Genomic DNA, 13,507 nt, shown 5'->3' on the forward strand with positions numbered 1-13,507 from the left:
CGCGACGCCACCAAGGGTCAGCAATCCACAGATGCTGACGTTTAACAAAAGAGACCTGAAAGTCGGCGGAGGCCGGGCGCCGTTGCGATGCGAGTGATCGACTGTCCGCTGTATTTTCAAAGCCGCCTATATGTCGCGTCGAGTCGATCGGCAGCAACGGGTCGGAAGTACGCGCTGACGACTGTCCGCTCCCGGGGCCGCGAAATTCCACTGCCCGCTTTCCGGCCATGAAAATGAAGAGCGAGATGACGCAAACCGACCCGTTGCCGGCGTCCGCCGGCTTTGCACCAGCGACTGATATTCAGCTGTTAGCAGACTCTTCCGTTGCGGCGGCATCTCGCTTCACTGCCACGCACTTGATCTCGACCAGCAAGCCAGGATGCGCGAGTTCGGTCACGCCTATCGAAGTCCAAGCGCATGTGCCGCGTGGAAAAACCCGGTTCTTCACCTCGCGAAAGATGGGCATATGCGTGCTCATCTGCACGTGGTAGGTCGTCATGTCGACAACATCTTCAAAAGTGCATCCAGCCGCTTCCAGAACCACGCGCAAATTTTCCCAGCACGCGAGGAATTGCGCCTCGGGCTCGGCGATGACTTCGAGGTCAACGGTACGCCCGACCTGCCCGGCGCAGAAAACTATGGAACCAGCCTTCACGGCCGGTACATAACCGGCGCGCTCTACGATACGTTGCATCGTCGGCGGGATGATCAATTCACGGACCGTCATGTGTGTTACCCGTTACAGGATCGAAGCGGTCATTCACCGCAGCCCAGATTATGACCGTGTGTGGCCGGTTTGGTCAGGTCGCTAACGGCCGCTTACTGACGCTCCACTCCGCAAAACCTGAGCGTGGCTGACTGACCGCTTCGCAGAAAGTTGGCTGACTGAAGTGGGTCGTCAACCGCCAGCCGCCCACCCAACGCTCACGCCACAGCGGCTGGTGTTGCCAGTTGTCGCTGCCGATTCCAGATAGTCCACGCAAATCCGCCCCTTCCTGGCCAACAAACCGCGCGCTAGTCCAACCAATCCCGCTCACCGACAAAATGGCTTGACTTCTACAACAAGCGAACTAATATACGCACCGCGTATATCCGGCGCAGCCATTTTCCGACAGGTGCCTTCATGAGCGTCCCGCAACAAGCCTTTCTCCGCGACGCCATGCGCCGCCTGAACATGACTCGCGAGACCTTCGCGGGCCGCATCGGTGTGTCCCGCCGGGCGCTGGATACGTGGTTGTTGCCCGACGACTCCCAGGAATCGCGGGCCATGCCGGAGATCGTCGAGCGCTTCGTGTCGGAAATCGTCGTGCATGGCGAGCCGGGCGATAGATATACGCAAAGCGTAGATTCGCAGTCGCTCGCGAGCCAGATGCTGTGGGAAGGCAAGCCACAGTTGCTGTCGGTCGACCAGTTCTCGCGCGACTCGGTGGAGGCGTTGTTTCGCGTCGCGGACATCATGCAGCCCATCGCACGGCGCCGCAAAATCTCGCGGGTGCTCGAAGGCGCGGTACTCGGCAATCTGTTCTTCGAGGCAAGTACGCGGACTCGCGTGAGTTTCGGCGCGGCATTCTGCCGGCTCGGCGGTTCGGTGTGCGACACCACCGGCTTCACGTTCTCTTCCATGGCCAAGGGCGAGTCGATCTACGACACGAGCCGCGTGATGAGCGGCTACGTCGACGCACTCGTGATCCGTCATCCCGAGCAAGGTTCGGTGGCCGAATTTGCGCGCGCGACCAATGTGCCTGTGATCAATGGTGGCGACGGCCCCGGCGAACATCCGAGCCAGGCGCTGCTCGACCTCTACACCATTCAGCGCGAGTTCTCGCGGCTCGGCAAGATCGTCGACGGGGCGCATATCGCGCTCGTCGGCGACCTCAAATACGGGCGCACCGTGCATTCGCTGGTCAAACTGCTGGCTCTATATCGCGGCATCAAGTTCACGCTGATTTCGCCGCCCATGCTGGAAATGCCGGGCTATATCATCGAGCAGATTTCGCGTAACGGGCATGTGATCGAGCAGACTCACGATCTGCCAACCGGACTGCGCGGCGCCGACGTCGTGTACGCCACGCGCATTCAGAAAGAGCGCTTTACCGACGAATCGTTCGAAGGCTACACGCCCGACTTCCAGATCAATCAGGCCTTGGTAGACAGCGTGTGCGGCAGCGATACGCTCATCATGCACCCGCTTCCGCGCGACAGCCGGCCGGGCGCGAACGATCTGAGCGTCGACCTCAATCACGACTCGCGACTCGCCATTTTCCGGCAAACCGATAACGGCATTCCAGTGCGGATGGCGATCTTCGCGGTGCTGCTCGGCGTCGAAAAACTGGTGCAGCACTCCATGCGCGACGCTGCATGGCGTCCGCCCGCATACCTCGGCCCCGATGATGCAGTGTTTCACGGCATCGACTGACGCAACGAAAAGATTAGTTCGGCCACCGAATCAAAATCGAATCAGAGCAAACACGCGGCACGAAGCATGAGCGTCAGGCTATCGCGCTACCACCGTTGCGCCTGAAGGTAGTTGCAAAGAACTGCACCTGATACTGCACCGCGTTGGCCCAGTACTTCCACGTGTGGCCGCCCGGCCGCTCCGCATAATGATGCGGCACGCCCAGTTCGATGAGCCGCGCATGCAGCATCCGGTTCGACTGCACGAGTGAATCGTTCATTCCGCAGTCGATCATCAGCGCAATATGCGCGCTCGCAAAGCTGCGCGCATGCTCGACGATAGGCTCGTCGTTCCAGAAGTCCGCATGCCTCGCAGGATCGCCGAACACCTGGTCGATGCCCGGTTCATCTTCGCAACCGCGCGGATCCACCGCGCCGCTCATGCTTCCCGCCGCCCCGAACTCGTCTGGCCGATCCAGCGCAATGTGAAGCGCGCCGAACCCGCCCATGCTCAAGCCGGTGATCGCGCGCCCTTCTTTCGTTGCAATGGTGCGGAAATGCATGTCGATGTACGCCACGACCTCGGTTCCGACGTAGGTCGTGTAACGGCTGCGCGAGTCGACCGGACTGTCGATATACCAGCTTTCGCGGCCGCCATCGGGCATCACGAGTATCACGTGGTAACGGTCGGCGAGTTTGCCGATGGGCGAATTGGCGGTCCAGTCGGTGTAGTCGCCGCCCGAGCCGTGCAACAGATAGACGACCGGAAAGCGGTCAGCCGCGTTGCCGCGCGCATAGCTGTCGGGCAGTACGACTGTCGCTTCCAGCGACTTGTGCATGGCCGCGCTCGGAATCGTCACGACACGGGACTGAAAGGCCCATGCCGGAGCGGCGACAAGCATCATTACGATCAGCCAGCAAAGACGCGCCTTACTCATGTTGTCGCTCTCCCTTTCTATGTGTCCGGGAACCCAGCGGGCATACCAACGACGCAAGCCATACGGGGCGGCAATATCCAGCGACGACTCTAGCAACGGCGACTTACAGCCAAATTTCAGTAAACCCTAAGATTGGTATCACGCGATGCGCAGCGCATGCTTTCGAGCATGCGTGCGCAATGCAACTATTTGACGTGAACACCGAAGCCCTCGCGACCGGGTGCAATGTCGTCCTTCAACGTAAGCTCGGGAATCCGATAATCGCCGCCGTTCTGCGCGCGGAAGGGTATCGGCGCCGTGTTCCAGAGATTGTCGAGGCGCTCGCCGAGCGCGTTGCGCACTTCGACATATTTCTGTTCGTCGATGCGGCTCGTGCGATGCACCACGAACGGCGGCAGTACATCGAAGCCGGGGTAATACAGTATGCCGTGCTGGATCGGGAACAACAGGTCGTCGATCGGACCGTTGATGCCGCGCGGACTATAGTGCGATTCCCATCCGCCCGTCGTGACTACGAGCATCGCGCGTTTCCCGGCGACGTTTCCCTCGCCGTAGCGGTCGCCCCAGCGCGCGTCCGAGTGCTCGCCCACGCCGTATGCCAAGCCGTATGCGTAGACCCGCTCTACCCAGCCCTTCATGATCGCGGGCATTGAAAACCACCACAGCGGAAATTGCAGAATCACCGCGTCTGCCCATTTGAGCTTTGCCTGCTCCGCTGCGATGTCCGCGCTTTGCAGTCCGTTTTCGAACGCATATTTCGACGCGCGTGAAGGATCGAAGCGATCGCCGGTTGTGTGAGCGACGCTATCGCCTGCATCCAGCGCCGCCTTCCAGTTCATCGCATACAGATCGGAAACCTGAACAGCGTGCCCCGCGTCGCGCAGGCGCTTGACGGAAAACTCCTTCAGCGATCCATTGAGCGACCGTGGCTCTGGATGAGCATAAACAATGAGAACGTTCATTTGCGCTTGCCTCTTTCATGTCTGGAAGAACACACGATAGGCGTCGCCACGGTATATTAGAAATGAATTGCTGATATGACAGGTATTACCGTGAATAATCTCCGCAAGCTGGACCTGAACCTTCTCGTTACGCTCGACGTTTTGCTGGCCGAGCTGAACGTCACGCGCGCGGCTGAGCGGCTGAATTTTTCGCAACCTTCCGTGAGCGTGCATCTGGCCAAGCTTCGCGATCTGCTGGGCGATCCCCTGCTGCTGCCCGGTCCGCGCGGCATGCGTGCGACGGCCCGTGCCGAGGCGCTGCGCGAGCCGTTGCGGCAAGCGTTGGAGGCATTAGAGCAAGCCGTGGCGCCCGCGCGTCCGTTCGACCCGGCGCAGGCTGCGCACACCTGGCGCGTTGCCGCGACGGACTACGCGGAATCGACCATCGTCTTGCCAGCGTTGCCGGGCCTGCGCGCGGCGGCGCCAGGCACCCGGCTCGCCATAGTGGAGGCGGCGCCGCCCCGCATCGCACGGCAGGCCGAACAGGGCGAGATCGACCTCGGCTTTCACACGAGCGAAGGAGCGCCCGCCGGTTTGCGACGAAGAGTGCTGTTCGCCGAGCGCTACGTGCTTGCCGGCCGCGCCGGTCACCCGCGCCTGAAACGGCGGCCGACACTCGCGCAATTCTCGAAGTTCGAGCACGTGATCGTGTCGCCCGACGGCGGCGGATTCGCCGGCGCGACCGACGAAGCGCTCGCCAAAGCCGGCCTCTCGCGCAGAGTCGTGCTCTCGGTGCCGCACTTTCTCTTCATGATTTCCGCGCTTGCCAACACCGACCTCGTGGCGATGGTGCCCGAGCGGCTGGTCCGCGACAACGCCGCACTATGCGTGGTCCAGCCGCCCGTCGAGGTGCCGGGCTACGAAATGGCGATGCTGTGGCACGAACGGTCGCATCGGGATCCGGCTCACCAGTGGCTGCGAGCGCATATTGCAGATTCCGTTTGAAGCGACGTGGCCTTAACACGTGGCGTTAATACGTTGCGTTAACCGTTGGCGCGGCCAATGGCATCCAGTTTCGCGAGTATTTCGTCGTTCAACTCGATCTGTGCGGCGTGCAGGTTCTCGCGCAAATGCCCGACGGACGACGTGCCCGGAATCAGCAGGATATTGGGCGCGCGCTGCAGCAGCCATGCAAGCGCCACTTGCATCGGCGTTGCGCCGATCGTTGCCGCGATGTCGGTCAGCGCGGACGACTGGATCGGCGTAAAGCCGCCCAAAGGAAAGAACGGTACGTAAGCAATGCCCTTGGCCGCCAGTTCGTCGATCAGCGCGTCGTCGGCGCGGTGCACCAGGTTGTAGTGGTTCTGCACGCAGACGATGTTAACGATGCGCTGTGCTTCGGCAATCTGCGCCGGCGTGGCGTTGCTCAGGCCGATATGCCGGATCAGGCCGCGCTGTTGAAGTTTGGCGAGCGCGGTGATCTGCTTTTCGACCGATCCTTCGCTCGGCGCGTGCACGTCGCCCATCATCCGCATATTCACCACTTCGAGCGCGTCGAGCCCGAGGTTGCGCAGATTGTCGTGTACGCCGCGCTCGAGATCCTCGGGCTCCTGCGCCGGCAGCCAACCGCCGTCGCTGTCCCGTACCGCGCCGAGCTTCGTGACGATCACGAGATCGTCGGCATACGGATGCAGCGCCTCGCGAATCAGCTGGTTGGTGATATGCGGGCCGTAAAAATCGCTGGTGTCGATGTGATTGACGCCGCTAGCCACCGCTTCACGCAGCACGGCGATCGCGGCGTCGCGGTCTTTCGGCGGCCCAAACACGCCGGGTCCGGCGAGCTGCATGGCGCCATAGCCCATGCGCCGCACCTCGCGGCCGCCGAGCAAAAATGTCTTTGTCATATCGAGGTTTGTCATGGTGCTCTCCTGTCTTTGTAGGTGAGCCCAGTATGGCGGGGATTGCACCGTTTAATAAAGCGGGCTAACGTGCACGGGTTGTTCAATTTTGTGAACAGTGACATGGAACTAAACGACCTGACCGCTTTCATTTCAGTCGCGCGCGCGGGCGGCTTTCGCGACGCCGCGCGCACGAGCGGCGTTTCCGCGTCGAGCTTGAGCATTGCCGTGCGCCGCCTCGAAACGAAGCTCGGTCTGCGCCTGTTGAACCGTACGACCCGCAGTGTCGCGCCGACCGAAGCCGGCCTGCGTCTGCTCGAAAAACTGACGCCGCTCTTCAGCGAAATGGAAGCGGCGCTCGACGTGCTCAACGTGTTTCGCGACCGGCCGAGCGGCACGCTCAAACTGAACGTGCCGGCGAGCGCGGCGCGCATGGGATTGCCCGGTGTGATAGCGCCGTTTCTAAAGGCCTATCCGGACATACGGGTGGAAGTGGTCGTCGAAGACGGCTTTGTCGACGTGCTTTCCATTGGCTGCGACGCGGGCATCCGTTACGACGAGCGGCTCGAGCAGGACATGATCGCGGTACCGATCGGCCCGCGCGTGGAACGCGTCGCCACCGCCGCCGCGCCGGAGTATTTGGAGGCACGCGGACGCCCGCAGCACCCGCGCGACCTCCTTACGCATGCTTGCCTGCGCGTCCAGTTTGCCGGCGGCGCGACGCCGACGTGGATCTTCGAGCGCGACGACGAAGTGGTGCAACTGAATCCGTCGGGACCGTTGCTCGTGCGTCCCGGTGCAGCGCTCGACCTCGTGATCAGCGCAGCGCTCGCGGGCGTGGGCGTAATTCACCTGTTCGAAGACATGCTGAAGCCGCACCTCGACAGCGGTGCATTGCAACCGGTTCTCGAACCTTGGTGGCAGAGCTTCTCGGGGCCCTTTCTCTACTATCCCGGACACCGTCACGTGCCCGCGCCCTTACGTGCGTTCGTCGATTTTTTGAAGGACCGCAACGGTTGAGTGGACGGGGCCGCAAATTCGACGCCGCGTGGGCGATTTGCTGTGATAATGGGCTGCCGCCACCGGAGCGCACGCACATTCTCGAACTCAGATCCACCGCACCATGAAGAACGACACACGCGTTAGCCCCCTGCGCAACTTCGCCGAATTCGTTCGCGCCGAGCGGGTTCGTTTGACCGAACAATGGATGAACGCAGTTTTTGGCGACGTCGATCTGGTGGAAGCCGATAAGCTCACGTATCAGCAACTCGCCGATCATCTTCCCGAAATTCTCGACGGCCTGTGCGCGGCGCTGGAGGTCGACGATCTGGAACACGTCGAAACGGAGATCGAACGCGACGCGCGCAAGCACGGCATAGTGCGCTGGCGTCAAGGCTACCGGATCGAAGAACTGGTGCGCGAACTAGACCTGTTCCACCTGGTACTCGCCGATGTACTCGACGAGTACGCCACGCGCGACAACGGATTCACCCGCAGCCACGAAAAGCGCGCGCGTCGCCTGATTGCAGAAGCGCTGAGCATGGTCACGCTTGCGTCGATCAAGGAAGTGGTCAGCGAACGCGACCGCAAGATCGACGAATACACCGGTCGGTTGGAGCGCGCCAATCACGAATTGACGCTGAAACAGCGGCTCGTCAGCGAGTTGTACGAGTCGCGCATGCACATCACGCGCAGTGTCGTGCACGATTTGCGCAACTTCCTGAATTCATTCTCAATGGCGCTGCAGCTGATCGCTCGCGTACCCGCCAAGGCCGACACCGCGTTGCAGCTAGCGAACCGGCAGGCGGCGGACATGAAGGCGCTTGTCGAGCAGATGGTCGAGTACTCGGTCATTCTCGGCGACGGTACGCCGCTCACGCTCGAACAGGTCGATCTGCATGAGCTCTACGAGGAGCTTGTGGCGTCGTCGCGGCCGTCCATCGAAGAGAAGGGGCTGACGCTGCGCGCGGCGTTCGATCCGGCGCTGCCCGCCGTCACGTCGAACCGCCTGAAGATCAAGCAGATCGCCGTCAACCTGCTCACCAATGCGACCAAATACACCAAGTCGGGACAGGTCGAGTTGTACTTCCTGACGGCCGGTCCGCAGCACTGGTCGATCCGCGTGTCGGACACCGGCGTGGGCATCGCACCCGCCGATGCCGACCGGGTGTTTGCCGAATTCGAGCGCGCCGCCGGCGAGGAAATTCCCGGCACCGGGTTGGGTCTCGCCATCGTCAAGGAACTGTGCCGCGTGCTCGACGGGCACATCGACTTCGCGTCACGCGAAGGCGTGGGCACCACCTTCACGATCCGCTTTCCGTTGACGCTCGCGGAACCGGAAGAAGAGGCGTAACAGCAGACGCGGCGGACAGCGATCATCGTGTCGCCGCGCTGCTGGTCATGCGCGGGCATGCGCTCATTGCGCCATCGCCGTTGTTCAACCCGTGCATCACAACCTCTGAAGATGTCCCGTCGCGGCGCGCCAGTTCCGCGAGATCGAGCAAGGCGGCGTAGCGCGCGGGGCAATCCGCAGACGGAACGAGTTCAGGAAGTTCGCGCGGCAACTCCGGATTTGCCATGAACCTCTGCACGGCGATCACCAGCGCGGTCGCCACGATGATCGTCGCCCATACGCTTGCTTTGCGAACCGTCGATGCATCCGATGCCCGCAACCGCCGCCGGCGTGACGCGGCAACACGTTGCTCGTCTGCGTTCGCGCTGCCCGGCGGCATCCCGCGTGTGACTTTGAAGCGACTCGGCCGACGGGCGCGGCTGGCTAGAGTAAGGCGCATTCTTAATGACATGGCGTTCGCTCTTCATGCCCAGTGCGCCGGTACATACACATTGCCGACCCAATGGCCCGGCACCCAGACTGCCGGACGCGGCGCGGGCGCAAGATAAACGCGGCGCGGCGCTACGTAGACAACCGGCGGCGGCGCATACACCACTGGCGGAGCGACATAAGCAACGGGCTTCGGCGCGATCACGACAGCCGGCGGGGGCGGCGGCGGTGCATACACCACGGGCTTCGGTGTCACGACGACAGCCGGCGCAGGCGGCGGTGCATAAACCACGGGCGGCGGCGCCACTACGACAGCGGGCGCGGGCGGCGGCGGCGCGACATAGACAACCGGCTTGGGTGCAACCACGACGGCCGGCGGCGGATACACCACCGGTTTCGGCGCGACGACGACGGTCGTGCCGCCCGTCGCCACAACGCCCGTGCTCACCACGGTTCCACTCGAACTCACCGTATTGCCATGCGTGCCGGTCACGCTGGTGGACGTCGTCACTACGCCGGGCGCGACCCGCGTCGCGGTGCCGGAATGTGCGACCGTGTTTCCATCCGATCCAGTGACCGTTCCCGAACGCGAGCATGAAGAACCGGCGCAACTCGTTGACGCTGAGTGATCGACCGTATCGCCGTTGGAGCGCGTCACCGATCCCGACGACGAGTACTGCCCAGCGCCCGTCTTCGTTACTTCGCCGGAGGTGGTGGCCGTCTTGCCATCTGGTCCGGTGAGCGCGCCCGTATGCGAACACGTGCCGCCCGCGCAACTGGTGTCGCCAGAGTGCTGCACCGAGTTTCCGTAGCGGCCCGTCGCAGTGCCCGAATTCGAAAACTGACCGGGCGAATTGCGAGTAACCGTGCCGGCGTTGGTAGCGGCACCGCCATAAGGTCCGACGACACCGCCAGCATGCGAGCAGCTGCCGCCGCCGCACGAGCCATAGTGACCTTCGTTATAAACGCCGCGCGACGTGTAAGCGGTTCCGTGCTGCGACCACGCGAATGCCGACGCGCTGCCCAGTGCGAGCATTGCCGTTGTTGCAGTCAGCGCGAGCTTGCGCAGTGTGCGGCGAGCGGAAGGCGAAAAAGAAGTGACGGCCGCAGATGAAGCGCCGCTGACCGGGACTGCGAACGAATGAGTTTTCACGGGTATGTCCTTCGTGGAATCAGGCCACGTCGTGCGACTGCTGCTGCTGCGCTGTGTGGCGATGAACGGACTATAGGAGGACGCGCCGTGGCAGTCAGCAGTGAAGATATGTCACGCTGTTTCATCGTGAAAGAAGCCTTCTGGGCAAGGCTTCCCGAGCATTTTGTAGAGGCGGTGACATACGCCGACATACTTTGCATCGGCGAAAACGCATCGTGCCGCATGGCTATCCGGGCGACCAGGCGACGACGCGCTGCAGTGTGGCTACGGGAAATAGCGGCCGATTTCCGTTGACAACGTGTGCGGCAAAACGGCACACTCAATTCATGTTGACGCACATCTCCATCGCCGTAGCGATTAATCACCCGAAGCGAGCCATCATCGGCTGGCCTATGGGAGCATGTTTGCGTTAGCAGTCTGAATCTGCAAAGCAAGACCCCAAGGCCCCGCCGGTAACGGAAGGGGCCTTTTGTTTTGTGGGCGCCTCTGTCGGCCGGCTCCAAACCGGAGAGCAAGATGGATCAGGCAAGCCCGCAGTGCATGCAAGACGACGCACATCGTTATGCGTATTACCAGGACGAGCGTCTACCGAAGGTGGTCGTGCATTTCCCGGTCGTGCCGGGCGCGACGCTGACATGGCGTGTCGAAGCGGACAGCACGCTTACGGTGAAGGGCGCGCGCCTCTGGCTGACCCGCATCAGTTCTCCGTACGATCACTGGATCGCGCCGGGTCAAACGTTCAGCCTGCAGCGCGGCGAACGCATATGGCTCAGCGCTGACGGCGAACGAACAGCGCATGTTTCGCTGAGCTCCGCGCTGCCCGCTAAAGGCATTCTCGCGCGCTGGCTCGGCCGGCTCGCCGGTTTGAGCCTGGGGCCGCCGAGCCCGCGCTGACATGCGTTGTCAGGCTCCGCGCATGTCGCGTGAACTCGCTGCATGCACAGCACAAGGCTAAAAAAACAACGGCGCGACGGCCGGCAAGGCCATCGCGCCGCGCAACGACATACGCTTCATTGAGGCGTGCTTTGCGCCGCGTCTTGCGGCGTGACTTGTACAGCCGCGGCCGAAACGAATACCGCGTGAATCGTGTCGCCCACCTTCACGTCTGCAAGATCGACTTGCGGACCGACTTCGAGCGTTTGGGTCTGATACGCGCCGCGCAGGGTGACAAGGCGCCGCTTGCGATCGATCTTTTGCACGGTGGCAAGCACTTCGACCTGCCGCGCCGATTCGAAGCCGCCCGACGCAGGTGTATAGACCTGCGTATCGACGCGTTCACGAATGCCCTTGCCTTTTCCCGTCACCCGTTCTGCCTTGACCAGCAGCGCGTTTTTATACAGCGCATCCACGTGGTCGCCCACCTTCAGTTTTTCGAAACCGGCGACTTGCTGGCCCACGAGCACGATCACAACGTTGCCGTTCGCCCCCTGCAGCGTGAGCGAGCGGCTGCCAGGATCGATGCCCACGATGGTGGCCTTCATATGCACAGGCTGCACGGCACTGACGACACCTTGCGCGGCGCTCGCCAAGGGCTCTTGCGCCCACGCCGGCTGAGCCGCGGCGAGCACCGCTGCCGTCAATGCTGCTCCTATCGTCGCTGCATTCATTTACGCTCTCCTTGAAAAATCGTCCCGGCCACGTTGCCCATTTCGCATAATGTCCAATGGGAAATATTCAGGACGCTTGACTAAAGATGTAGCGCAACGATTGTACATGCCTTACAGGAAGCTTCAATTGCGAGCCGGTATGACGCTTGCCGACGCGCGACGCAAAAAGAAACAGCCTCTTCGCGGCAGCGAAGAGGCTGTTCAGAAACGCAAAGCGCGGCACGCGCGCTAGACCATCACACGCGTTCGATTGCGATTGCGATGCCCTGCCCCACGCCAATACACATCGTGCACAGTGCGAAGCGTCCCTGCGTGCGTTGCAGCTGGTACATCGCGGTCGTCACGAGGCGCGCGCCGCTCATGCCGAGCGGATGACCCAACGCGATTGCGCCGCCGTTCGGGTTCACGCGTGCGTCGTCGTCTGCCACGCCGAGCGTGCGCAGCACCGCAATACCTTGAGAAGCAAACGCCTCGTTCAACTCGATCACGTCGAACTGATCGATGGTCATGTTCAGGCGCGCCATCAATTTTTGTGCGGCGGGCGCCGGGCCCATGCCCATTATGCGCGGCGCGACACCCGCCGTCGCGATGCCGAGAACGCGGGCCCGCGGCGTGAGGCCGAACCGCTTTGCCGTCTCTTCGTTGGCCAGCAGCAGCGCCGCTGCGCCGTCGTTGACGCCCGATGCGTTGCCTGCCGTTACCGTGCCATCCGGGCGCACGACGCCCTTCAGTTTCGCGAGCGTTTCCAGGCTCGTCTCACGCGGATGCTCGTCTTGCGACACCGTGATCGGATCACCCTTCTTCTGCGCGATCGTCACGCCGACGATTTCCTGCGCGAGCGTGCCGTCCTTCTGCGCGCGCGCGGCTTTCTGCTGACTGCGAAGTGCGAACGCGTCCTGATCGGCGCGGCTGATGTTGTAGTCGGTCGCGACGTTTTCGCCGGTCTCCGGCATCGAGTCGACGCCGTACATCTGCTTCATCAACGGATTGACGAAACGCCAGCCGATGGTCGTGTCGTAGATGTCTGCCTGGCGCGAAAACGCGCTCGTTGCCTTGCCCATGACAAACGGTGCGCGGCTCATGCTCTCGACGCCGCCCGCCACCATCAACGCGGCCTCGCCGGACTTGATTGCGCGCGCGGCGATGCCGACCGCGTCCATGCCCGAGCCGCACAAGCGGTTCACGGTCGAACCCGGCACGTCTTTAGGCAGCCCTGCGAGCAGCAACGACATGCGCGCGACGTTGCGGTTGTCTTCGCCAGCCTGATTCGCGCAGCCGTAGATGACGTCGTCGATGACGCTCCAGTCGACGTTCTTGTTACGCTCCATCAGCGCCTTCAGCGGCACCGCGCCCAGATCGTCTGCGCGAACCGACGACAGCGAGCCCGCATAGCGGCCGATGGGGGTGCGAATCGCGTCGCACAGGAATGCTTCGGTCATGTCATGTCTCCAGTGATGTGCTGCGCGCGCCGTGCCGTCAGCATGAATGCGTGGCACGGGCGGATGCGTCGAGCATCGGCCGGGCGGCTGCCGGGCAGCCGTCGCGTGAATTCAGCTTAGCGCAGGATGGTGAACGATGCGTTCGAGTTGCCGGCCGTTTTGTTCTTTATGCGAACATACGGTCATATATCGAACAACAAGGCTCGATAATAGGCGCGTGGCGGAAACGCTGTCAAGCGCGCTCCGCCCGTCATCAGGGAATACGTGAGAGGCGTCAGCCGCGCCGGGCAAGCGTCTGACAATTGATGCGCCCGCGCCGCCGCCACGCTGCGGGGCCGCAACGCGAGGTCCGGCG

At 62.5% G+C, this 13,507-nt stretch carries 13 protein-coding genes; 5 read left to right on the plus strand and 8 right to left on the minus strand.

The annotated features are described in order from the left end of the window. Window positions 1–301: 301 nt before the first annotated feature. The gene (locus H281_RS0107745) at window positions 302–712 is read right to left on the minus strand and encodes a RidA family protein (protein WP_241077845.1); all 411 of its coding nucleotides are present in this window, start codon (window positions 710–712) and stop codon (window positions 302–304) included. Between the two features lie 411 nt (window positions 713–1,123). Between H281_RS0107745 and H281_RS0107750 the strand changes: the two genes are divergently transcribed. Further along, complete coding sequence (locus H281_RS0107750; RefSeq protein WP_020066521.1) at window positions 1,124–2,416, plus strand: aspartate carbamoyltransferase; 1,293 nt, start codon at window positions 1,124–1,126, stop codon at window positions 2,414–2,416. 73 nt (window positions 2,417–2,489) lie between these two features. On the opposite strand, the gene H281_RS0107755 is transcribed toward H281_RS0107750, so the two are convergent. Together H281_RS0107755 and H281_RS0107760 are read right to left on the minus strand one after the other, a co-directional pair. Then, a complete protein-coding gene (locus tag H281_RS0107755; protein WP_020066522.1) occupies window positions 2,490–3,332 on the minus strand; it encodes an alpha/beta hydrolase in 843 nt (280 codons plus the stop codon). Between the two features lie 185 nt (window positions 3,333–3,517). Next, window positions 3,518–4,294 carry an NAD(P)H-dependent oxidoreductase gene (locus H281_RS0107760; protein WP_020066523.1) on the minus strand — a complete coding sequence of 259 codons (777 nt, stop codon included), beginning with the start codon at window positions 4,292–4,294 and terminating at the stop codon, window positions 3,518–3,520. 75 nt (window positions 4,295–4,369) lie between these two features. Here H281_RS0107760 and H281_RS0107765 point away from each other — a divergent pair, with 75 nt between their 5' ends. Next, window positions 4,370–5,278 (plus strand): LysR family transcriptional regulator, encoded by a 909-nt coding sequence (locus H281_RS0107765; protein WP_020066524.1) that lies wholly within the window; start codon window positions 4,370–4,372, stop codon window positions 5,276–5,278. 38 nt (window positions 5,279–5,316) lie between these two features. Here H281_RS0107765 and H281_RS0107770 read toward each other — a convergent pair whose 3' ends face one another. Beyond that, a complete protein-coding gene (locus H281_RS0107770) occupies window positions 5,317–6,192 on the minus strand; it encodes an aldo/keto reductase family oxidoreductase (protein WP_020066525.1) in 876 nt (291 codons plus the stop codon). A 102-nt stretch (window positions 6,193–6,294) separates the two neighbouring features. Here H281_RS0107770 and H281_RS0107775 point away from each other — a divergent pair, with 102 nt between their 5' ends. Continuing rightward, complete coding sequence (locus H281_RS0107775) at window positions 6,295–7,191, plus strand: LysR family transcriptional regulator (RefSeq protein ID WP_020066526.1); 897 nt, start codon at window positions 6,295–6,297, stop codon at window positions 7,189–7,191. A 103-nt stretch (window positions 7,192–7,294) separates the two neighbouring features. Beyond that, window positions 7,295–8,524, plus strand: a complete 1,230-nt coding sequence (locus H281_RS0107780; RefSeq protein WP_020066527.1) for a sensor histidine kinase — start codon at window positions 7,295–7,297, stop codon at window positions 8,522–8,524. Between the two features lie 22 nt (window positions 8,525–8,546). Here H281_RS0107780 and H281_RS0107785 read toward each other — a convergent pair whose 3' ends face one another. After that, window positions 8,547–8,750 (minus strand): hypothetical protein, encoded by a 204-nt coding sequence (locus H281_RS0107785; RefSeq protein WP_241077846.1) that lies wholly within the window; start codon window positions 8,748–8,750, stop codon window positions 8,547–8,549. Window positions 8,751–8,987: 237 nt separating this feature from the next. Then, complete coding sequence (locus H281_RS0107790) at window positions 8,988–10,106, minus strand: hypothetical protein (RefSeq protein WP_020066529.1); 1,119 nt, start codon at window positions 10,104–10,106, stop codon at window positions 8,988–8,990. 516 nt (window positions 10,107–10,622) lie between these two features. Here H281_RS0107790 and H281_RS0107795 point away from each other — a divergent pair. Then, the gene (locus tag H281_RS0107795) at window positions 10,623–11,000 is read left to right on the plus strand and encodes a DUF2917 domain-containing protein (protein WP_020066530.1); all 378 of its coding nucleotides are present in this window, start codon (window positions 10,623–10,625) and stop codon (window positions 10,998–11,000) included. A 116-nt stretch (window positions 11,001–11,116) separates the two neighbouring features. Here H281_RS0107795 and H281_RS0107800 read toward each other — a convergent pair whose 3' ends face one another. Together H281_RS0107800 and pcaF are read right to left on the minus strand one after the other, a co-directional pair. After that, a complete protein-coding gene (locus tag H281_RS0107800; protein ID WP_020066531.1) occupies window positions 11,117–11,713 on the minus strand; it encodes a hypothetical protein in 597 nt (198 codons plus the stop codon). 236 nt (window positions 11,714–11,949) lie between these two features. Continuing rightward, window positions 11,950–13,152 (minus strand): 3-oxoadipyl-CoA thiolase, encoded by a 1,203-nt coding sequence (pcaF, locus tag H281_RS0107810; protein ID WP_020066533.1) that lies wholly within the window; start codon window positions 13,150–13,152, stop codon window positions 11,950–11,952. Between the last annotated feature and the right edge of the window lie 355 nt (window positions 13,153–13,507).

The organism is Paraburkholderia caledonica (assembly GCF_000383275.1).
Lineage (GTDB): Bacteria > Pseudomonadota > Gammaproteobacteria > Burkholderiales > Burkholderiaceae > Paraburkholderia > Paraburkholderia caledonica.

Excerpts from the sequence above, each read along its gene's own strand:
- H281_RS0107750 (WP_020066521.1), top strand. The coding sequence starts at position 1,124 with ATGAGCGTCCCGCAACAAGCCTTTCTCCGCGACGCCATGCGCCGCCTG.
- H281_RS0107755 (WP_020066522.1), bottom strand. The coding sequence starts at position 3,332 with ATGAGTAAGGCGCGTCTTTGCTGGCTGATCGTAATGATGCTTGTCGCC.
- H281_RS0107760 (WP_020066523.1), bottom strand. The coding sequence starts at position 4,294 with ATGAACGTTCTCATTGTTTATGCTCATCCAGAGCCACGGTCGCTCAAT.
- H281_RS0107765 (WP_020066524.1), top strand. The coding sequence starts at position 4,370 with ATGACAGGTATTACCGTGAATAATCTCCGCAAGCTGGACCTGAACCTT.
- H281_RS0107770 (WP_020066525.1), bottom strand. The coding sequence starts at position 6,192 with ATGACAAACCTCGATATGACAAAGACATTTTTGCTCGGCGGCCGCGAG.
- H281_RS0107775 (WP_020066526.1), top strand. The coding sequence starts at position 6,295 with ATGGAACTAAACGACCTGACCGCTTTCATTTCAGTCGCGCGCGCGGGC.
- H281_RS0107780 (WP_020066527.1), top strand. The coding sequence starts at position 7,295 with ATGAAGAACGACACACGCGTTAGCCCCCTGCGCAACTTCGCCGAATTC.
- H281_RS0107785 (WP_241077846.1), bottom strand. The coding sequence starts at position 8,750 with ATGGCAAATCCGGAGTTGCCGCGCGAACTTCCTGAACTCGTTCCGTCT.
- H281_RS0107795 (WP_020066530.1), top strand. The coding sequence starts at position 10,623 with ATGGATCAGGCAAGCCCGCAGTGCATGCAAGACGACGCACATCGTTAT.
- H281_RS0107800 (WP_020066531.1), bottom strand. The coding sequence starts at position 11,713 with ATGAATGCAGCGACGATAGGAGCAGCATTGACGGCAGCGGTGCTCGCC.
- pcaF (WP_020066533.1), bottom strand. The coding sequence starts at position 13,152 with ATGACCGAAGCATTCCTGTGCGACGCGATTCGCACCCCCATCGGCCGC.